The 21,679-nt window shown below is 41.4% G+C and carries 16 protein-coding genes; 1 reads left to right on the forward strand and 15 read right to left on the reverse strand.

Annotation, left to right across the window (positions count from 1 at the left end):
• Positions 1-155 precede the first annotated feature (155 nt).
• The 15 genes from BM195_RS01915 to BM195_RS01985 all read right to left on the reverse strand — a co-directional run bounded on the left by BM195_RS01915 (position 156) and on the right by BM195_RS01985 (position 20,834).
• Complete coding sequence (locus tag BM195_RS01915) at positions 156-1,028, reverse strand: 5'-3' exonuclease (RefSeq protein WP_090232748.1); 873 nt, start codon at positions 1,026-1,028, stop codon at positions 156-158.
• Positions 1,025-4,666: a dynamin family protein gene (locus tag BM195_RS01920; protein WP_090232751.1), complete on the reverse strand. Its 3,642-nt coding sequence runs from the start codon at positions 4,664-4,666 to the stop codon at positions 1,025-1,027. Before BM195_RS01920 ends, BM195_RS01915 begins: the two co-directional genes overlap by 4 nt.
• A 98-nt stretch (positions 4,667-4,764) precedes the next feature.
• On the reverse strand, positions 4,765-5,232 hold the full coding sequence (locus BM195_RS01925; RefSeq protein ID WP_090232753.1) for a CBS domain-containing protein: 468 nt from the start codon (positions 5,230-5,232) through the stop codon (positions 4,765-4,767).
• A gap of 225 nt (positions 5,233-5,457) precedes the next feature.
• Positions 5,458-6,987, reverse strand: a complete 1,530-nt coding sequence (locus tag BM195_RS01930) for an acyl-CoA carboxylase subunit beta (protein ID WP_090232755.1) — start codon at positions 6,985-6,987, stop codon at positions 5,458-5,460.
• Between the two features lie 21 nt (positions 6,988-7,008).
• Complete coding sequence (locus BM195_RS01935) at positions 7,009-7,797, reverse strand: enoyl-CoA hydratase (protein WP_170848118.1); 789 nt, start codon at positions 7,795-7,797, stop codon at positions 7,009-7,011.
• A gap of 66 nt (positions 7,798-7,863) precedes the next feature.
• Complete coding sequence (locus tag BM195_RS01940; protein WP_090232761.1) at positions 7,864-8,076, reverse strand: acetyl-CoA carboxylase biotin carboxyl carrier protein subunit; 213 nt, start codon at positions 8,074-8,076, stop codon at positions 7,864-7,866.
• Between the two features lie 12 nt (positions 8,077-8,088).
• Positions 8,089-9,444 (reverse strand): acetyl-CoA carboxylase biotin carboxylase subunit, encoded by a 1,356-nt coding sequence (locus BM195_RS01945; RefSeq protein ID WP_090232764.1) that lies wholly within the window; start codon positions 9,442-9,444, stop codon positions 8,089-8,091.
• 9 nt (positions 9,445-9,453) lie between these two features.
• Positions 9,454-11,088 (reverse strand): AMP-binding protein, encoded by a 1,635-nt coding sequence (locus tag BM195_RS01950; RefSeq protein ID WP_090232767.1) that lies wholly within the window; start codon positions 11,086-11,088, stop codon positions 9,454-9,456.
• Positions 11,089-11,183: 95 nt separating this feature from the next.
• The gene (locus BM195_RS01955) at positions 11,184-12,326 is read right to left on the reverse strand and encodes an acyl-CoA dehydrogenase family protein (protein WP_090232771.1); all 1,143 of its coding nucleotides are present in this window, start codon (positions 12,324-12,326) and stop codon (positions 11,184-11,186) included.
• Between the two features lie 71 nt (positions 12,327-12,397).
• Positions 12,398-13,051: a TetR/AcrR family transcriptional regulator gene (locus tag BM195_RS01960; protein WP_280141228.1), complete on the reverse strand. Its 654-nt coding sequence runs from the start codon at positions 13,049-13,051 to the stop codon at positions 12,398-12,400.
• Between the two features lie 105 nt (positions 13,052-13,156).
• Positions 13,157-15,598, reverse strand: coding sequence for a DNA topoisomerase IV subunit A (parC, locus tag BM195_RS01965; RefSeq protein WP_090232778.1), 2,442 nt, complete (start codon positions 15,596-15,598; stop codon positions 13,157-13,159).
• A gap of 51 nt (positions 15,599-15,649) precedes the next feature.
• Complete coding sequence (gene parE, locus BM195_RS01970) at positions 15,650-17,602, reverse strand: DNA topoisomerase IV subunit B (protein ID WP_090232781.1); 1,953 nt, start codon at positions 17,600-17,602, stop codon at positions 15,650-15,652.
• Positions 17,603-17,801: 199 nt separating this feature from the next.
• Positions 17,802-18,227 (reverse strand): CoA-binding protein, encoded by a 426-nt coding sequence (locus tag BM195_RS01975; RefSeq protein WP_090232784.1) that lies wholly within the window; start codon positions 18,225-18,227, stop codon positions 17,802-17,804.
• Between the two features lie 13 nt (positions 18,228-18,240).
• On the reverse strand, positions 18,241-19,767 hold the full coding sequence (locus BM195_RS01980; RefSeq protein WP_090232787.1) for an ABC transporter permease/substrate-binding protein: 1,527 nt from the start codon (positions 19,765-19,767) through the stop codon (positions 18,241-18,243).
• Entirely contained in the window at positions 19,767-20,834 is a 1,068-nt protein-coding gene (locus BM195_RS01985) for an ABC transporter ATP-binding protein (protein WP_090232789.1), read from the reverse strand. Before BM195_RS01985 ends, BM195_RS01980 begins: the two co-directional genes overlap by 1 nt.
• 164 nt (positions 20,835-20,998) lie before the next feature.
• Here BM195_RS01985 and plsY point away from each other — a divergent pair, with 164 nt between their 5' ends.
• On the forward strand, positions 20,999-21,580 hold the full coding sequence (plsY, locus tag BM195_RS01990; RefSeq protein ID WP_090232791.1) for a glycerol-3-phosphate 1-O-acyltransferase PlsY: 582 nt from the start codon (positions 20,999-21,001) through the stop codon (positions 21,578-21,580).
• Positions 21,581-21,679: the final 99 nt, after the last annotated feature.

A 21,679-nucleotide genomic window follows, 5' to 3' on the forward strand; every position in this document is an offset into this window, starting at 1 on the left:
AAGCTTATCATGACAACAATCGTTATAAAAACACAGTCTTTAGGGGTTGAGATTGACTACATAAAAGTTTGGCGATGGAATACTCATATAGCTATTATACTGGAAGCGAGTATCATATTGAAAAATGGAACTCATATCAAGATGGCTTCCATTTATTAATGGAGCAACTTCATTAAATGATCAAACTCCAAATCGGCCAACTTGTCCTCCGCCATCTGTTTATCATAATGAAATAAAGCGTCATCCAGCATGCACTCGACTGAAATATCACATCTGATTTCAGCGAGTTTTCTTGATAAATGCAGCATATCCATGTTTTCCCTAATTTTCTTCCGGACACCATTTGGAAGCTTGTCCATATTATCAAGAATTTGATCAATCGTTTCATATTCCTGAATCAGCTTTAAGGCTGTTTTTTGACCAATTCCTTTAACACCTGGATAATTATCCGAGGTATCCCCCATTAATCCTTTTAAGTCCACGATTTGCCTTGGGTGGATACCCTTCTGCCCGACAAACGTATCTTGTTTAAAAATATCATAATTCCCGATTCCTTTGCGCATAATGGCTACACGGATGCCATCATCAACAAGCTGTAAAATATCCTGGTCACCGGTTAAAATCAGAACATCATGATGTTTGGCATATTGCCTTGCCAGCGTACCAATACAATCATCCGCTTCATAATTTTCCAAACCTATGTTAGGAATATCAAAAGCTTCCACAACTTCCTTGACAAGATCGAATTGTGGAATCAATTCTTCCGGCGGGTTAGAACGATTTGCCTTATAGCCATCGTATAGATCAGTCCGGAACGTCTTGCTCCCCATGTCCCAGCAGCAAACAACATGTGTTGGCTCAAATTTGTCTGCTGCATCCAGAAAGTATCGCATAAATTGATAGACACCATTGGTCGGGATCCCATTACTCGTCTTCATGAAATTTCCCCGAAATGCTGTGGCAAAGAATCCACGAAAAAGCAGCGCCATGCCATCCACCAGCATAATCGTATGCTGTTTTGCCGTCATGATAGGTTCATCTCCTCATATTTAATTAGTATCGAAACGAGTATGTCATGTTTTTCATTTAACGTCTGCACATCAATCGCCTGATCACTTATCATATCCAGCTGATTTTCAATGTAGTTTTCTATATTTTGATTGATAAATCGTTTGATTGTATCTAACATACCATTCCACTGATTATGATAAGATTCCCCCATCTTTTTCTTGTTTTCAGCAATGTAATGTTCGGCAAAGGGGTAAAGGTGATTTAATAGTCTTTCTTTCATAATTTCCTTTTCGTTTTTAGCAAAAAATGCTCTTGTCCCGTTAAATTGTTTCAGTTCTTTCTCAAACATCCGAACATCAAGATTTAAAAATGCCTGTTCATAGTCGGGTGTCGTCAGCTCTGATGCTTCAAAGTCAGGGAGCAAAAATGCATCATCAATATGAGTGCTTTTATTTGTATAATCAAGATAAACCTCTTCTTTCAAATCATCAATAAACGATTCGATTCGGAGGGATACCGCCCGCAATTCCTGCAGTAGCTCATAGCCGGCATAATCCAGCAAATTCCTTAAACAGTCCGCCAATTGCTGCTGAGCTTGCTTGCCTGAACCTGTTATGGTCGTCGGATTAAACGTTTCTTTAAATAAATCATGAAAACGAATCGACAGGCGTTCAAGTACGTAATATAATTGTTTTTCCAATTTTTGGATGATTTTCTGTTGATAGATATCAGTATCCATTTCAGCGGTCAACTGTTTCAGGAAAGTCTGCTTTTCCAATAATTCCGTACGAACACGCTCTTTTTCGGCCGCATTGAGTTTGATCGAATCCTGATAATGATGTAAAGCCTGCCTCGTTCGCTGAATGTCCCGGACAGCTGACTGAATGGTCATCGATGCCAACTCATCATGGATAAAATAATCAAAAGCACCTTCAAAATCCTTCATTTGATCGTTCAATACCTTATTGTTCCGTTTGTCATCAAGCGATTGTTTACTGGATACTGGAAAAAGCCTTGGAAAACGGATGCCTAAAGCCGTTAACTCCTCTTGTATATACTGCTGCACCATATGACGTTCTGCATCATTTTCCGCAAGATCGGAAGCATTCATGATAAAAAACATTTTGTCCAGCTGAAAGGCGTCTTTTACTCTTCCTAGCTGTATCAAAAAGTCTTTATCAGCCCGTGAAAAAGCATGATTGTAGTAGGTGACATAAAAAATCGCATCCGCATGTTTCATGTAATCAAAAGCGACATTGGTATGCCTGGCGTTTATCGAGTCAGCACCAGGTGTGTCGACTAGTGTAATTCCTTTCCTTGTTACAGAACAATCATAATAGAGATCAACGGACTCCAGATAACAAGCTTTCGTTTCATCTGTCACATAATCAGTAAATTCGTTGAGATCAATTGTTATTTCCTGACCAATTTTAGCCCTGTTATGATGATACCCTTGTAAAATAGCAGTCAAGTATGCTTGGTGCGTTTCAGGCAATTGATCATGCTGAAGAATGCTATGTTCCATGATCCAGTCCAGTAATAGACCAAGATCCTCGGTTTCCGGAGAGAATGGACTAATCAGTGATTTCACGTCATCGACCAGCGATGCTTCATCTTTCAATTTAGCAACAACCGTACCATGTTCATACGCCTCTGTGACCGGATTAATGCGGTTTATGGCAGCTGTTGTCGGGTTCGGTGCCGCTGGTAAAACCTTTTCCCCCATTAAAGCATTGGCAAATGATGATTTCCCTGCACTGAACGCCCCAAATAAAGCAATGGTGTATGTCCGGTTATCCAACCGGTCATATTTTCGTGTCAAATCATTTGTCAGTGATTGAAATCCGGGCAAGTCTGAAATGGTTTCGATTGTCTTCGCCAGATCAGCTAAAATGTGATCAACCGGCAATGATGATTTTTCCGTTACCTGATCACTCCTTTTTACACTGGCAGGTTCATTGTTTTTCTGAACAGGTAAAGGTTCAACTGACTGTCTGACTGGCTCATGTTTTGCTGTCAATGCTTCATCAATTAAATCCCATCCATATGATTCAGGTTCAGGATCTGTTAACATATTGTCTATCTGTTGAATTTTTCCGTGCAAGTCATTCATTAGCTGTTCATGTATTTTTTGCTGATGATAAACTTGTTCTAACTGATCCCGTTCAGACGTATACGCAGACAATTCGTTTGCTGTATTTTCCGCTATTTTTTTATAAATCGCATCCCACAAGTACAATGCTTCCTGCTTAAACTTTTGTTTCACATCAGCACTGACATCATTCGTATAATGCAGAACATAATCCCCGTTCACTTTTGCACCCGGTTTGATTAATGCTGTCAGCGAACTGGCATCGTACGTAATTGACATATTTTGTATTTTCCGTGTTAATTCCTGGTCATGCACCTTATATACGTGCAGCAAATGGAGCAATTTGTCGCGAAGCTTCCATTGTATCGCTGCTTCAATGTTTGGCTGCAAGTCTTGTACAAATTTTGTTCTTCGTTTATGGCGTTCTTCCGCTGTTCTTTTCTTGGACGCCAATAACCCGACTTTAAAATCACGCTGCTGTGATTCTAAAAACCACTGTGCCGTATCGCGCAAATCTGCCGGCATTAAGTAAGCATTTTTCAAGGTGGCATTTAAAGCTTTGTGAAAATCTTCTTCCGCTCTATCCGGGATGCTGTTTAAATGAGCGATATCAGCATGCAGCTCATCTAACCGAGTCATAACGTCTAGTATATCCTTATCATTTTGCAGTCCTGCATCCGCTGCTTCCTCCTCGTAAAGCTGCTGCAAATATTCCTTATGCTCCTTGACAACCTGGTTAACAGACCGTCCAATATTCAATAAAGCATACTTTGCCGTGTTCATCATGGAAAATAGCTTCATTTTAATGTCGTCTATTTGATTATGTGGTGCATAACAGTTTATTAAAGAAGAATAATAGATAATCTCCGGAAAAATTCCCCATTGATCAAACGTTTGATGTATTTTTTGTGTGAAGTCTTGAAAAGCCAGTTCTTGTTCATCATGTTTATCGACCTGATTAATGATCACATAAAAAGGAAGCTTGTAATCTTGTACTTTTTTCAGGAAATGTAGGTTAACCTCTGATTGGACATGATTATAGTCCATGACATAAACAAGCGTATCCACTAGATGCAATGATGATTCCGTAATCAGCCGATCTGCATCATCTGCGGCATCAATTCCAGGTGTATCAATAATGGTGCAGCCATCCGGCAAATCAGCTTCCGTTGTATGAATCTCGATTTCCTGAATGCTCGCTTTATTTGTCGCGTACGCTTTGATCATATCGATATTATATGGTTCTTCATATTCCAGCAGGGCTCCATTATCTAAGTAAATACGTGCAGCACCTTTTCCGGATTTTATTTTAACCACATTCGCACTGGTTGGTATCGGGCTTTTTGGCAGGATCGACTTTCCCAGCAGATGATTGATCATGGATGACTTGCCGGCAGAAAAATGACCGGCAAAGCTGATCATAAGTTCCTGATCTTTCCATTTTTCATAGATTTGCAAAAGCTTCTCAGCACGTGTATTGTCACCGTTTTCGAGCATTGTCCCATAAAGGGCGGTAATATGCTTGTCATTAATTTGAGATGATTTCGTTTCAGTTATGATCACGATTTCCTTGTCCCTTCCATATAAAACACTTCACAACGTATCATATCTATTATATCAAAGCTGCACTGGATGCGTCGAACAAGTTTGAAAATCAATGATCATTCATCAGTCTTTGAGATGAGGTTAGTCGAAATGAAGCGGATAATATCCCCGCGGCTAATGACACCGACTACTTTAGTTTCGTGATCAACGACCGGGATTTTTTTGAAATGGTAATTGGAAAATATGGATAAAGCCTCTTCCATGTGATCATCGGGATTAACGGTGTAAACATTTTTTTTCATAATTTTTTCTGAATGATGATCAATGCTTGATTCAATTTTTTGTTTGAAATCTTCCTGTTTATTTACGAATACCATTGAAAAAGCATCATAAATGGTTCGGCCATTGGGCTGCAGATAACGGATAACGTCACCGTCACTGATCATGCCACGCAAACGGTTATTTTCATCGACGACAGGCACACCGCCAATTTTATATTTCACCAGTGTCCTGAGCAGTTCTTTGATTTTGATATTCTTTTGAACCGAAATCACGTCCGTAATCATAAAGTCATTTATTTTCATCGTTGTCACCTCGTTAATTATAAGTGTACTCAAATATTACCTGGATGTTACATTTTATAAAATCGATTCATACCAAAGTATATCATAAACATTAACAATCATTTCCATCTTTATACGATCATATTCAGTGATGGAGTTAGTAAAATTTATCATTAGTTTACATAATAAAGTTATGGTCAATTAATGAACCCTTGGTACTTATTTTGCCTACCAAGGGTTCTGATACTAAACAGGATATACACCGTGCTTTCGCTCTGTGAAGGTTGTATTTTTCACTTCATAAATCTTGTAACGCTTGACTAAATCCTCTCTTAATAGATCGGGATCAACAATTGCATCAACAACCATTTCCGAAGCCAAATGGTAGATATCAATGTTATCTTTATATTCTTCCTGTTTTTGCTTTATAAATGCCGGTCGTTCTTCTTCCGGCAATTCGGCTATTTTATTGGCATAGACAGCATTGACGGCAGCTTCAGGCCCCATCACGGCAATTTGCGCTGTTGGCAATGCCAGACAGGCGTCCGGTTCAAACGCAGGACCCGCCATGGCATACAGACCGGCACCATAAGCTTTGCGCACAACAACAGATATTTTCGGAACGGTCGCTTCACTCATTGCAGCCAGCATTTTCGCACCGTGGCGGATAATGCCTGCTTGTTCAACCTTTGTCCCAATCATAAATCCAGGAATATCCATCAGGAATAGTAACGGAATATTGAATGCATCACATAATTGAATGAATTTGGCTGCTTTATCCGCCGAATCAGGAAACAGCACCCCGCCTTTCATCCGTGGCTGGTTGGCAATTATTCCGACAGACTTTCCGTTTATTCTGCCCAGTCCGGTAATCAGTTCCGGGGCGAATTTCTTTTTAATCTCACAAAAACTATCTTCATCAATAATCCGTTCAATAAGATCATACATATTGAATGGGGTATTCTGATTTTCCGGAATAAGGTCTGTTATCGATTTTTCAAAGCCTTTAACATTTTTCGGTTCAACTAAAGCAGGCTTGTTCCTGAAATTTGCCGGAAAATAAGCTAGATAGCTCCGTGTATAGGTAATGGCTTCTTCCTCGGATGTTGCCAATACATCACCAACACCTGATACTGAACAATGCATGTTGGCACCGCCCATTTCCTCCAGGGTTACTTTTTCACCGATTACTTTTTCAGCCATTCGTGGTGATCCCAGATACATGGAGGCATTCCCCTCAACCATGACGACAATATCACAGAATGCCGGTATGTAAGCACCACCTGCTGCTGAAGGGCCAAAAAGCAAACAAACTTGTGGCACACGACCTGACAGCTTAATCTGATTATGAAAAATACGACCTGCTCCGCGCCGTCCCGGAAACATTTCAACCTGATCCGTAATGCGGGCGCCTGCTGAATCCACCAGGTACAACATCGGAATTTCCAATTTTGCTGCAGTTTCCTGAATACGAATGATCTTTTCAACTGTTCTTTTTCCCCAAGAACCGGCTTTCACAGTGGAATCGTTGGCCATTACACATACATCCTGGTCATTGATCTGTCCGACCCCTGTAACAACACCATCAGACGGCAAATCCTCGTCCATGCTATTGGCAAAAAAAGCATCTTCTATATCCATATCGTCATCGAATAACAGTTCAAGCCGTTTGCGGACAAACATTTTCCCTTTTTCTTCATTTTTTTGGTGGTATTTTTCCTGTCCGCCTTTTTTTATGTTATCTATCCGCTCTTTGAGATCTTCAGTGTAGGTCATCTTTCGTCCTCCCTGCTTCGGTTACTTTCCCTGGTAGACAGGTTTTCGCTTTTCTGTAAATGCCTGCAGTCCTTCAAGTCTGTCTTCTGTTGAGACTGTTTCTTTGTAGCGTAAATACTCGATGGATAAACCAGTCGTCATATCAGTCTGGGAACCTTGATTAATCGCCGCCTTTGCCTGACGAAGTGCTACAGGGCCATTACGGACAATGGCCTGCGCTGTCTCAATCGCTTCCTGTAACAAGTTTTCCGATGACGTCATGTGTTCAATCATACCTAACGTTAATGCCTCGTCTGATGTTACAGGTTTTGCAGTGAAAATAAGACGTTTAGCTTGCCCTGATCCAATTAACCGGGTCAGCCGCTGGGTTCCGCCAGCCCCGGGGATAATAGCCAGTGACGTTTCAGTTAGTCCCAGTTTTGCACTCTCAGCAGCAATCCTTATATCACAAGCAAGCGAAAGCTCCAATCCCCCGCCAAAAGCAGCGCCATTGACTGCTGCTATGACAGGCATTTTCATATTTTCAATGTTTGTAACAGTGTTTCCGATGTAACTGACAGCTTCAATTACTTGTTCTTCCGTCATGCCTTTTCGTTCCTTAAGATCCGCTCCGGCACAGAAAGCTTTTTTGCTGGAGCCTGTAATGATTGTACACCGGATGTTGCTGTCAGCATTTATCTTCCGGATGTATTCATTCAACTCATCAAGCAGTCCTTTTGACAATGCGTTCATCGCTTCCGGCCGATTCAACGTTAAAATGGCAATATGATCGTCCATTGTTTGATAGTCTATAAGTGCCGTCACGATCATTCTCCTTTCCAGTGTGTTTAACCCATCCAACCACATTCCAATGCGAACTGAAATGGATAAGGTTAACTATTCAATGATGGCAATAATGTCTCCTTCATTAACAAAGTCACCTTCTGCAATCTTCAGTTCCTTAATGGCACCATCCGCTTCAGCAGCAATCGGTATTTCCATCTTCATCGATTCCAGGATGACAACGTCCTGATCGGATGACACTTTTTCACCTTCACTGACTGTGATTTTCCATACACTTCCTGCCATTGATGCTTTTACTTCTGTCATTATAATGACCTCCTATTTAGTTTTAGTTATTGGCAAATAATAGTTTTCAATAAATGCTGTTGTAGTGTTGCCGCTTTCAAATGCTTCGTGGCCAGCAATTTTTTGCAGCATCGGGATATTCGTCTTAATCCCCTCTACCTTATAGGTTAATAAAGCTTCTTTTAACATTGAAATAGCTTCTCTCCGGTTAGACCCTTTTACAATCAGCTTGCCAATCATCGGATCATAGAAGGGTGTGACATCATCATTTTGTGCTACAGCAACTTCATTACGGATATATTCGCCCTCTGGAAGTTGAAAAGCTGAGATATGCCCAGGCGAAGGGAAAAAGGTTTCCGGATCTTCTGCATAAATTCGTGCTTCAATCGCATGACCGTTCATGTTGACTTCTGATTGGCTGCTCGAAAGCTCCTTTCCTTCTGCTATGAATATTTGCTGTTCGACAATATCCACTCCGGTTATCTCTTCTGTTACCGGGTGTTCAACCTGTATTCGTGTATTCATCTCAAGAAAATAAAAGTTTTCCTGATCATCCACCAGAAATTCAATGGTTCCTGCACCGGTATATCCAAGTGCCTTTGCCGCAGTTACAGCAGCTTCTCCCATTTGCTTTCGCGTCTGTCCGGACAGGAATGGTGACGGCGCCTCCTCAATGACTTTTTGATTGCGTCGCTGGATGGAACACTCCCGCTCGAATAAATGAATGACATTGCCATAGTTGTCTGCTAACAGTTGTATTTCAATATGCCGCGCGAAATCCAATTTTTTCTCCATAAACATGGCACCATCACCGAAAAAAGTTTTAGCACGTTTGGCGTTGCTTTCAAATGCTTTGATCAGTTCTTCGTCGGATTGGACAGCCTGCATACCGATGCCACCGCCGCCTGCAGAAGCCTTAAGCATGATTGGATAACCAATTTCGCGGGCAAACTCTATCGCTTCATCAGACGATTTCACTGCTCCATCTGTTCCAGGTACGACAGGAACGTCTGCCTCCTGCATTGCTTTTCTGGCAGCGATTTTACTGCCCATTTTTTCCATGACCTTTGCGGAAGGTCCAATAAACCGGATCCCGGCTTCCTCACATTTTTCAGCAAAAGCCCCGTTCTCACTTAAAAAACCGTAACCGGGGTGAATGGCATCAACATTGGACTCCTCGGCAATCGAAATGATTTTTTCGATATTCAGGTAACTGTCCTGAACACGAGGCGGTCCCAATAAAAAGCTTTCGTCTGCCATTGATACGAACGGTGCTTTCTGGTCTGCCTCTGAATACACTGCTACCGTTTTAATGCTCAGTTTCTGGCATGTTCGGATAACCCTTGCCGCAATTTCTCCCCGATTGGCGATCAATATTTTTGTGATCATCGAATCCCCCTATTGACTTACTTGCTCAATGGCATATTCTCTTAATTTAAATTTCTGGATTTTGCCGCTTGCCGTCATTGGATATTCATCCGTAAATTGAATGTATTTTGGAATTTTGTGCAAGGAAATGTTACCTTCACAAAATGATTTAATATCTTCTTCCGATATATCTGTCTGATCTTTTGGAATAATCCAGGCCATGACCTCTTCCCCATATTTTTCATCCGGAATTCCTACCACTTGAACATCGAGAACATCCGGATGCTGATAGAGAAACTCCTCGATTTCACGTGGATAAATATTTTCACCGCCACGAATGATCATATCTTTCATACGGCCGGTAATTTTGATGTATCCGTTCTCATACATCACGGCAAGATCTCCGGTGTGCAGCCATCCATCACTGTCGATGGCTTCATCTGTAGCTTCCTGATTGTTATAGTAGCCTTTCATAACATGATATCCTTTGGTGCACAGTTCACCCGGTTCTCCTGCTGATTGTTCATCATTTGTGCCCGGTACAATAATTTTGACTTCTACGTTTGGATGGATTTTGCCGACAGTCGTTGCCCTCAGTTCAACCGGGTCATCTGTTCTCGTCTGTGTAATAACAGGCGATGATTCCGTCTGTCCATAAGCAATCGTGATTTCGCTTGCCCCCATTTTGTTCATGACATCATTCATGACTTCGATTGGACACGTTGATCCTGCCATAATCCCTGTCCGCAAATGGGAAAAATCATAATTTGAAAAATTGGGATGATTTAATTCTGCGATAAACATGGTCGGTACACCATGTAAGGCGGTACATTTTTCATCTGATACAGCTTTCATCACCTTTTCAGCCTCAAATTGTTCTAACAGGACCATTGTCGTACCTTTTGAAACGGCTGCAAGAATTCCCAGCACACACCCAAAACAATGAAAAAATGGAACTGGGATGCAAAGACGGTCTTCATGAATGAGTTTCATACAGTCTGCAATCTGATTGCCATTATTGACAATGTTATGGTGTGTCAGCATAACACCTTTCGGGAATCCGGTTGTTCCGGACGTATACTGCATGTTAATGACGTCCTTATGGTGTAGTGTCTGTTTCCTTGCTTCCAATTCGTGATCCGAAACAGTTCTGCCTTTTTCTATCATTTCGTTCCAGGTATAGGTGTTTGAATAATCATCATCACTCAATACGATGATGTTTTTCAGAAAAGGAAGCTTCTCCGACTTTAAATGGCCTTTTTCAGCCTGCTCAAATTCCGGACAGACCTGTTTTAAAATATCAAGATATGATGTTCCTTTATATGATTCTGCTAAAATCAATGTTGTCGATTCTGATTGTTTTAACAGATATTCAAGTTCGTTTGCCTGATAATTGGTGTTGACGGTAACGAGCACTGCCCCCATTTTGCCCGTTGCAAATTGTGACGTGATCCACTCAGGCTTATTATCTGCCCAAATGGCAACATTTTCCCCTTTTTCAATTCCCAAAGACATAAATCCTTTTGCTGCCTGGTTGACCATCTCGTCGAATTCATGATACGTTTTGCGCAAATTCAATTCCGGATAGACAACCGCTTCATGATGCGGATACAAATTCATTTGCTTTTCCAGCAGCTCACCTACTGTTAAATTTAGCAGTGTCATGAATTTTCTCCCCTTATTTAATTTTGACTGTTGTTCAAAAAGCCTCTAGTAACATAGTACGCTGAATCCATCGGTCTTTATGAACAGTCCGTTATTCAGCAGCCTAATTGTCTTGCGATCACCAGTCGCTGTACCTCAGATGTGCCTTCCCCTATTTCAAGCAGTTTTGCATCACGCAAATATCGCTCCACTTCATATTCGCGCATATAACCGTAACCGCCGTGAATCTGGATGGACTGGTTCGCCGCGCGGGATGCTGATTCTGTTGCATACAATTTGGCATATGCTGCTTCTTTTGAAAAAGGCTTATCATGATCCTTCAGCCATGCAGCTTTATAAACCATATTTCGCGCAAGCTCCACTTCCATCGCCATATCAGCAAGCTTGAATTGAATCGCCTGGAAATCGGCGATCGGCTTTCCGAATTGTTTGCGTTCTTTTGCATAATGGAGTGCCTTATCAAGTGATGCCTGGGCAATTCCCAAGCCTAAGGCAGCAATCGATATTCGCCCGCCGTCCAATGTGTACAGAAATTGTTTAAACCCTTTTTGTGGATCACCCAGTAAGTTTTCTTTCGGAACGCGTACATCATCCAGAACAATTTCTGCTGTATCAGATCCGCGGACACCCATCTTGTCGTAATTATTCGTTATGGTAAGCCCCTCCGAGTCAGCAGGAACAATAATTGCTGAAATGATGTTCTTCCCATTATCATTTTTTCCTGTAACAGCGGTTACAATAATTGTTTTAGCATAGCCAGCATTGGTGATGAAACATTTTTCGCCATTTATGATATAATCGCCACCATCTTCTACTGCTGTTGTCTTCGTCCCCCCCGCATCCGATCCAGCATTCGGTTCTGTTAGCCCGAACGAGCCCAATTCTTTCCCTTCTGCCATCGGTGTCAAAAACTTTTTCTTCTGTTGTTCTGTTCCAAAATAATAGATCGGACTTGCGCCGAGGGAAACGGTTGCTGCAAAGCTTAGACCGGTACTGCCGCAAACTCTGCCGACCTCCTCCACAGCAATGGCATAGGATAATGTGTCACCGCCCGATCCGCCGTATTCTTCAGGAAAAGGAATTCCCAATAACCCAAGATCCCCCATTTGTTCAAAAATATCAAGCGGAAACGCTGCCTCTTTATCGATTTCGATGGCTCTTGGCTGAATGGTTTTTTGAGCAAAATCACGTACCATTTCCTGTATCATTGCCTGTTCTTTTGTCAGTTCAAAATTCATCTCAAACCCCCTTGTAATAGTAGAAACCAATAAGACCGACTGGTTGGTCTGTATGCAAGAATAAAAAAATACTACACATTAAAATCCCTCTTAACACTGCTGAGCAGCAGTTCCTGATATGTATTCTCCAGGAATGAATCCGGTTTCAATACAGCGTGTAATATTAAATCAACATAAATAGAACCGATCTCATCAATTGATTTCGTTCCGGATGATTGATACCATTTATACGTCCAGTTTACCATTCCCAAAATTGCCATTGCTGTTATATCAACCGGTACATCATCACGGAATTCACCAGCTTCTTTACCTTCACTTAAAGCATTCATCATAATTTGTTTAAACTGGTCCCGTTTTTTCTTAATACGTATTTCATATTCAGGTTTCAAATAAATATTTTCCTGATAAAAAACTGAAATGTGTGGTTTGTAAAGGCCGAATGTTTTAACAAAGTCCTTTATGATAGCCTGCAGTTTTTTTATCGGATCATCATATGTTTCGTTTGCAATGGTTGCCTTTTCTAATGCGTACGTAATAAATTCATCATGAATGACAAAAAGCAATTCATCCTTGGAAGTAAAATGATGATAAAAACCTCCCTTGGACGTCCCTGTTTTATCAACAATCTGATTCACGGTGACACCATGAAAACCGTATCTCTCAAACAAAACTAAGGCTTCTTCTATAATTTTTTTTCGTAAATCCGTTCTGAACCCCCCTTTCAAATATATAGTTATACTATATCATATTTTTCTGAAAACACAATGGGAATTTTGATTTGCAGAAGACTGAGAAGAGGCAGCAGACCTGAAACTGTCTGCTGCCATCCATCATTCCTCAAAAGGCTTATCATAGACCGGCTCTTTCCATACTTCTGTAACCTCTCCCTGATTATCACTGTCAATGACAAATGAGCCGTTGCTATAGCGGTCACTCGTTGACAATTCAAGCGGGAATATACTGTGTTTTTCCCCTTTGCTTGTCCGGAAATAGATTGTATCATGCTCATGAATGGTATAGAGCCCTTTAATTCGATGTGCTTTCGTTTTTAATTCACGAAGCATGATTAATCCTCTGTTGGCACGGCTTGATTTCTCAAATTCGTTCAGTTTCATCCGTTTAGCGGCACCACGCTGTGTCACCACCACTATAGATGGTTCAGCCAGCTCGTCGAATACTTGTCCACTAACAACGTGTTCATCCGCTTTTAGCTTTATGGCTTTTACACCTGCCGCTCTCTGCCCGACAATCGATATTTCCGATTCGTGATACCATAAGCCAAATCCTTTATTCGAGGCTATAAATACATCACAATGTCCGTTTGTCTGGAATACATTCATAACCTCATCATCACCTTTGAGGTTCAGGGCAATCAATGCTTTCGAATAACGCTGGGCCTTATACAAGGACAGTTCACTTCGTTTGACCATACCATTTCTCGTAAAGAAGACAAGGTACTCCCCGTCTTCAAACGTGCGCACCGGGATGCTTTGGATGATAAGTTCATCTTTGCCGATCGAGACAAGATTTGAAATATGATGTCCGATATCTTTCCACCTGATGTCCGGCAATTCATGAACAGGAAGGTAAATATATTGCCCTTTATTCGTAAACAAAAGGATGTGATCAGTTGTGTTCAGTTCAAATAAACCAACTAAATGATCGTCTTCTTTCATCCCTGGATCTTCACCGTTGGATGCACTATATGATCGAGTACTCGTGCGTTTGACATACCCGTCTTTTGTTGCCGATACGACAACATCTTCACTTGCCACGGTTACTTCGATGTTAAACGTTAACTCCTCAATATCATTTTCTATTACAGTTCTCCGTTTATCAGCAAAGGATTTCTTTATTTGTCTTAATTCTTTTTTAATATGCTGCAAGAGTTTATTTTCACTCGACAGCAATGTTTCATATTCGTTAATTCGCTTTTTTAATTCCTCAGCTTCTTGCTCCAGTGAAGTAACATCAGTATTTGTCAGCCTGTATAATTGCAGCATGACAATGGCTTCAGACTGTGCTTCTGAAAATTCATATTTGGCAATGATACGTTGTTTGGCATCCTGTTTATCCTTGGATGCACGGATTGTCCCGATTAGTTCATCCAAAATCGAAACCGCTTTTATCAAACCTTCCACAATATGAGCACGGTCTTTCGCTTTATTTAAATCATAAACCGTCTGCCTTGTTACGACTTCTTTCTGATGCGTTATATATGAATCCAGAATCTGAGGTAATGACAAAAGTTTAGGCGTTTTATCCTGGATCGCCACCATGTTGAAATTATACGTCACTTGCAGGTCTGTATTTTTATATAAATAATTTAAAATACCCTCACTGTTGGCCTCTTTTTTCAGTTCAATCACTACCCGCAGCCCGGTACGATCTGTTTCATCCCTGACTTCTGCAATTCCTTCCACTTTGCGGTCGATACGCAGTTCATCAATTTTTTTAACCATATGTGCTTTATTGACATCATACGGAATTTCATCGATTACAATTTGCTGCCGGCCACCACGGATATCCTCAACAGCTGCCTTGCCACGGACAACAATCTTTCCTTTCCCGGTTTCATAGGCTTTCCGGATACCATCAATACCCTGAATGATTCCGCCCGTTGGAAAGTCGGGACCGCTCATAACTTCCATTAATTTATCCACGGTCGTTGACGGTTTATCAATTTTCATGATGACAGCATCAATCACTTCCGCCAGGTTATGTGGTGGTATATCGGTTGCATATCCAGCCGAAATCCCTGTCGATCCATTCACAAGCAAATTCGGATATTTCGCAGGTAATACAACTGGTTCGGTGATTGTATCATCAAAATTCGGTATGAAATCGACTGTTTCTTTCCCAATATCGCGAAGCATTTCAGAAGCAATACTTGATAGCCTTGCTTCAGTATAACGCATTGCTGCAGGTGGATCCCCGTCAATGCTGCCGTTATTTCCATGCATTTCCACCAAGCTACTGCGAACTTTCCAATCCTGGCTTAACCGGACCATCGCATCGTACACTGAACTGTCCCCGTGCGGATGGTAATTCCCGATAACCGTACCAACTGTTTTAGCTGATTTGCGGAAATTTTTGTCGTGTGTATTTTTTTCTTCATTCATGGCATATAAAATCCTGCGCTGAACAGGCTTCAAGCCGTCGCGTGCATCCGGCAGCGCCCGTTCCTGAATAATATATTTACTGTATCTTCCAAAACGATCACCCAGAACTTCTTCAAGTGGAAGATCCAAATAATTTTCAGCATCTGCCAAGCCAATCCCCCCTCTATAACTGCTGCGTCGCTTTTCCGAATATGTTTTTTGTTACGAATGAATTTTATCATTTTCCAGTATGTTTGCATCATCCGCCATCCCGAATTTAACGTTTCCTTCAATCCATTTTCTTCGCGGTTCCACTTTGTCACCCATTAAGGTAGTCACCCGTCTTTCAGCGCGGGCAAGATCCTCAATTGTAACCCGGATCAGCGTTCTTGTTTCCGGATCCATGGTTGTTTCCCACAGCTGGTCGGCATTCATTTCACCAAGACCTTTATAACGCTGAATAATATAACCATTTTTGAATTCTTCAATGGCTTTTTTCATTTCATCATCATTCCATGCATAAACGGTTTTTTCTTTTTGGCCTTTCCCTTTTGATATTTTATAAAGAGGCGGCAGGGCAATATAAACCATTCCAGCTTCAACGAGCGGGCGCATATACCGGTAAAAAAAGGTCAAAAGCAACACCTGAATATGGGCACCGTCTGTGTCTGCATCAGTCATAATGACAATCTTATCATACTGCGCATCTTTTAAGTCAAAATCGCCCCCGACACCCGCACCGATTGTATGAATAATCGTGGAAATCTCTTCATTCTTTAATATGTCCTGAATCTTGGCTTTTTCGGTATTGATGACTTTGCCGCGCAAAGGCAAAATTGCCTGGAATTTACGGTCGCGTCCCTGCTTGGCAGATCCACCGGCAGAATCCCCCTCCACCAAATACAGTTCATTTTGTTTCGGGTTTTTTGATTGTGCAGGCGTCAGTTTGCCGCTCAATAATGTATCTTTCCGCTTCTTCTTTTTCCCTGATCTTGATTCTTCCCTTGCTTTTCGTGCGGCCTCACGAGCTTCTTTAGCCTTAATTGCTTTACGAATCAACATTCCGGCAGCATCCGGATTCTCCTCCAAAAAATAGGAAAGTTTTTCAGATACAACGGCATCGACAACGGATCGTGCTTCCGTTGTTCCCAGCTTACCTTTTGTTTGTCCCTCAAATTGCAGCATTTCTTCGGGAATACGAACCGATACGATTGCTGTAAAGCCCTCTCGTATATCTGATCCTTCCAGATTTTTATCCTTTTCTTTTAAGTATGTATTTTTCCTGGCATAATCATTGAAAACTCTGGTTATCGCAGTCCGTGCACCGGATTCATGCGTTCCTCCATCCTTTGTCCGCACGTGATTCACAAAAGACAGGATGCTTTCGGCGAATCCATCGTTAAATTGAAAAGCAAAGTCAACTTCAATTCCCTCCTGCTCTCCTTCAAAAGACACAACAGGATGCAATGCATCTTTCTCTTCATTCAGATACGTAACAAACGATTTCAGTCCGTCCGGGAATTGATATTCTTCTTTTAATTGGTCCCGTTCATCCGTTAATTCAATTTTTAATCCTTTTAACAAAAATGCTGCTTCTCTTAACCGTTCGGATAATGTCTCAAAATTATAAACGATCGTCGTAAATATATCAGGATCCGGTTTAAAATGAATAACCGTTCCTTTTTTATTGGTTTTGCCAATTTTATCCAGGGAACTGACAGGTTTTCCGCCATTTTCAAATCGCTGATGATATTTGTGGCCATTACGGAAAATGGTTACTTCCAGCCATTCGGACAGACCATTAACAACAGATGCGCCTACCCCATGCAGACCACCGCTTGTTTTATAGCCGCCTTGCCCAAACTTCCCACCCGCATGCAGTACCGTAAAAATGACTTCAGTTGTTGGCCTGCCACTTTTATGCTGACCTGTTGGTATACCTCTGCCAGTATCTTCAACCGAAATACTATTATCCTGATGTATGGTTACTTTAATAACAGATCCATACCCTGCCAATGCCTCATCAACAGCATTGTCAACGATCTCAAACACCAAATGATGCAGCCCGCGCTGATCAGTACTGCCGATATACATTCCGGGTCTTTTTCTTACCGCATCAAGACCTTCCAGTACTTGAATGGAATCATCTGTATATTGTAAAGACTCTTTAGCCATGCAGCCCGACTCCTCTCTTTCCTTCTTAGGATACATGTTTATCCACGATTATTTCAATAATGGAACAAACGTTTGCAAATGTAAAATAACTTCAGTTTTTTGCCCGGATTGAACCTATATAACCATAATGCACGCTTATTAGTATACTATAATTTCATGTAAGTACAAAAAAAGAATGACCTGAGAGGCCATTCAATCCCTAGTTTGTTTTCTGCAGGAGTACAGCGTGCGCAACTTTGATACACATATCCATTATGACAGTAAAATCCTGCTCCTTCAAATAATCATATGCTTCTTGACTCACAAGCCCCTGTTGTGCCCAAAAGACACGGCAATCAGTTTGTGCTGCTTCTTCAGCAACTCCAGGTAAAAATTCGGATCGCCGGAACACATTGATGATATCAATATGCTCCTCTACTTCTGTCAGGGAATCATAAGATTTTTCACCCAATACCTCATCAATTGTCGGATTTACCGGAATAATTCTGTATCCCTTATCCTGCATCATTTTTGAAATTTGGTACGACGTTCTTTCGGGATTAGCCGATAAACCTACAACAGCTATTGTATCAGCTGACTCTAACATTTCCTTAATCGTTTCATTTGACGGATTTTCCCATGTCATCCTACACCCTCCTTTAGTTTTCGATAAGGCCGTGCTCTGTCAGGTATTCCCGGGCAACATCAACCGGATCGCTGTCTTCAAAATCAACCGCATAATTCATCTGACGCATCTCTTCATCAGTTATACTGCCACCAAGCTGATTTAATATGTCAGCCAGTTCCGGATGTTCTTCTAATGTATCCTCACGCAGTAGCGGAGCTCCCTGATATGGCGGAAATAAATTTTCAGGGTCATCCAATGTTACCAAGTCCATTTCAACCATGTAACTATCTGTTGCATAAGCATCTATAACATCCACTTCATCATTTGCCAATGCTTCCTGGCGAATTCCCGGTTCCATTGTCTGGACATTGTCAATATCCAAATGATACACATCCTGCATACCAGCATAGCCGTCATACCGATCTTTAAATTCCAGTGTGAAACCAGCAGTAACCTCATCCTCTGCCCGCTTTAAATCGCCGATTGTTTGCAGATCATATGCTTGTGCCAAATTTTCTTTTGTCACGACAGCATATGTGTTGTTGAATGTCATCGGTTCTAACATCATCATACCATATTGTTCCTTCATTCCTCGTCTCGCCTGCTCGTATACGTCACTTTTTTCATTGCTGTTTGTTTCCTGCTCCAAATGTGTGACCATAGCTGTTCCGGTGAATTCAGGATAAATATCGATACTGCCATTTTTCAGGGCACTGAAAACAAAAGCGGTTTTACCCAATCCCGGTTCAAGTTCAACCGTCAGATCTGTTTCTTCTTCAATCAAAAGTTTATACATATTGATTAAAATAGCTGGTTCAGATCCAAGCTTCCCGCCGATCGTCAGGTCAGCCTGTTTTGCCGATGAAAAGAAGAATGGTGAAGCGACTATTAAAACAGCTATGATGAGCATTGCTGCAAAAGATTTGAATCCTGCCCGTCTGGAAACTCGTTCAAATCCGCGTAAAATAAAATCCAGCAAAATAGCCAATAATGCTGCAGGAACGGCGCCAAGTAAAATTAAATTCAGATCAGCTCCACGGTCAATCCCCAGCAGAATGAGTTCTCCTAAACCACCGGCACCAATTAATGCAGCAATGGTCGTTGTGCCTACAATCAGCACCATGGACGTACGGATACCTGCCATAATAACAGGCATGGCAATCGGGAGTTCTACTTTGGTCAATCGTTTAAACGAATTCATGCCCATCCCGGTAGCTGCTTCCTTTAAAGCCGGTTCCACTTCTTGAATGCCTGTATATGTATTTCGCAAAATCGGCAATAAGCCGTACACAGTCAATGCTATAATCGCGGGTGTTGTCCCTATGCCAAAGAATGGTATCAGAAATGCCAAAACAGCCAGACTCGGAATGGTTTGCATGATAGCAGTTAAACCAATGATGGGTTCGGCAACCCGCTGATACCTGGTAAGCACAAGACCTAGCGGAACTGCAATGATGATCGCAATAATGAGTGATAGCAATGAAATCTGCAAATGTTCCCAGATCGTTTCCAGCAGCATCCCCTGTCTGTTTTGAAAAACGGAAATAAATTCATCCATTACTGATTCACCCCGTCTTTCATCCCTGTTTCACGCTTCAAGTATGATACGATGTCTCTATAGGTCAATGTACAGACAAGCTTGTCATTTTTTAATACCGGAAACACATGCTGATTGCTGCCTTGCAATATTTCGGTTGCCTTATATAGCGGCATATCGTTTTCAAGTGTTATCAAATTGTTTATCTTTTGTCCATTAAGGACAGTTCCGGCAAATCTATTTTCCCGATCTTTAACGAAGAATGTTCCCTGTTTCGGAAAGTTATTGTCTTGATAGTCTGATTCCGTTATGATATTGGATTCTGATTGGTCTGCTATGACATCGATCGCTGTCTGCCACGGTGATTTGCGCTCGCCGATAAATTCCTTCACAAACTGTGATTGCGGGTTCAGTATAAGCTGCTGAGGTGTATCAACTTGAATAATCCTGCCCTTTTTCATCAGACAAACTTTATCGCCGAGTGCCAATGCCTCGTCCATATCATGTGTCACAAAGACAATCGTTTTCCTGATTTCCCGCTGTAGCTGTCTGATATCCCGCTGCAGTTGATCACGGCTGATCGGGTCAAGGGAACTGAATGGCTCATCCATTAAAATAATGTCAGGATTAGCTGCCAGAGCACGGATCACACCAATCCGCTGCTGTTCTCCTCCCGAAAGTTCAATAGGCATCCGCTGTCTGTATACGGATGGGTCGAGTCCTACCATATCAAGCAGTTCTTTAGTTCTTTCCCGAATTCCTTTCCGCTTCCATTTTTTCATTTCCGGGACGACCGCTATATTTTCTTCAATGGTCATATGTGGAAATAGTGCGATTTCCTGAAGAACATAGCCTATATTCCAGCGCAGTTCGTGAATATTATAATCATTGATGTCGATATCATTTATGTAAATGATTCCTGACGTAGGTTCGGTTAAACGGTTGACCATTTTCATCGTAGTTGTTTTTCCACAGCCGCTTGGCCCGATTAGTGTAACCAATTCACCATCATTAATTTTTAATGAGAAGTCTTTAACCGCCTCGGTCCCATCAGGATAAACTTTCGTTACATCCCTAAATTCAATCATACGCTTCTCCCTTTCCGACAGAATTCTCCACTTTAGTTAATACATCTTACAGCCATTTTACAATCTTTATTTACGAATAACCATTAATTAAGGTTCTTTGAAGTACCACTTCATGCTAAAATGGAATAAAGACCGAAAAATCATACTGGAAAGTGGGAAGCATGATGGAATTTGTAGTATTTGCTATTATAGCTTATTTATTAGGATCCATTCCGTCCGGCGTTATCGTCGGAAAACTGGGGTATCATATTGATATTCGCGAACATGGAAGCGGCAATCTTGGGGCCACCAATACATTCCGGATTTTGGGTGTAAAAGCCGGCATTATTGTCACTTTGGCAGATATCTTAAAAGGGACGATCGCCACAGTGCTTCCTTTGTTTTTTGATGTGGAGGTATTTCGATTGGCAATAGGATTATTTGCGGTTTTGGGTCATACGTATCCATTATTCGCAAAATTCAATGGCGGTAAAGCCGTAGCCACATCAGGCGGGATCATTTTAGGTATTAATCCTGTATTATTTGTTGTCATGGTCGCCTCATTTATCATGACATTATATTTTTCCAAATATGTTTCCCTGTCATCGATGATTACTGGTATCATTGCAGTGATAGTGTCGCTTATTTTTCGTGATTGGGGACTGGTTATTGTAACAGCAGTTTTATCCATTTTTGTATTCTACCGTCACCGGGAAAATATCAAACGGATTAAAAATAAAACCGAGCCGAAAATTAAATGGATGTAGCATCATAAAGTGAAACTTCATTCAGTGGGCGCTTTTTCCCCCACTGAATGTTAGTTGAACAGCATCGGACATTTATGGGGAGTTTGCCCCCGTTTGCGG

Source organism: Lentibacillus halodurans (genome assembly GCF_900112045.1).
GTDB classification, from domain to species: Bacteria; Bacillota; Bacilli; order Bacillales; family Amphibacillaceae; genus Lentibacillus; species Lentibacillus halodurans.

Excerpts from the sequence above, each read along its gene's own strand:
- BM195_RS01915 (WP_090232748.1), bottom strand. The coding sequence starts at position 1,028 with ATGACGGCAAAACAGCATACGATTATGCTGGTGGATGGCATGGCGCTG.
- BM195_RS01925 (WP_090232753.1), bottom strand. The coding sequence starts at position 5,232 with ATGAAAATAAATGACTTTATGATTACGGACGTGATTTCGGTTCAAAAG.
- BM195_RS01930 (WP_090232755.1), bottom strand. The coding sequence starts at position 6,987 with ATGACCTACACTGAAGATCTCAAAGAGCGGATAGATAACATAAAAAAA.
- BM195_RS01935 (WP_170848118.1), bottom strand. The coding sequence starts at position 7,797 with ATGATCGTGACGGCACTTATAGACTATCAAACAATGGACGATCATATT.
- BM195_RS01940 (WP_090232761.1), bottom strand. The coding sequence starts at position 8,076 with ATGACAGAAGTAAAAGCATCAATGGCAGGAAGTGTATGGAAAATCACA.
- BM195_RS01945 (WP_090232764.1), bottom strand. The coding sequence starts at position 9,444 with ATGATCACAAAAATATTGATCGCCAATCGGGGAGAAATTGCGGCAAGG.
- BM195_RS01950 (WP_090232767.1), bottom strand. The coding sequence starts at position 11,088 with ATGACACTGCTAAATTTAACAGTAGGTGAGCTGCTGGAAAAGCAAATG.
- BM195_RS01955 (WP_090232771.1), bottom strand. The coding sequence starts at position 12,326 with ATGAATTTTGAACTGACAAAAGAACAGGCAATGATACAGGAAATGGTA.
- parE (WP_090232781.1), bottom strand. The coding sequence starts at position 17,602 with ATGGCTAAAGAGTCTTTACAATATACAGATGATTCCATTCAAGTACTG.
- BM195_RS01975 (WP_090232784.1), bottom strand. The coding sequence starts at position 18,227 with ATGACATGGGAAAATCCGTCAAATGAAACGATTAAGGAAATGTTAGAG.
- BM195_RS01980 (WP_090232787.1), bottom strand. The coding sequence starts at position 19,767 with ATGGATGAATTTATTTCCGTTTTTCAAAACAGACAGGGGATGCTGCTG.
- BM195_RS01985 (WP_090232789.1), bottom strand. The coding sequence starts at position 20,834 with ATGATTGAATTTAGGGATGTAACGAAAGTTTATCCTGATGGGACCGAG.
- plsY (WP_090232791.1), top strand. The coding sequence starts at position 20,999 with ATGGAATTTGTAGTATTTGCTATTATAGCTTATTTATTAGGATCCATT.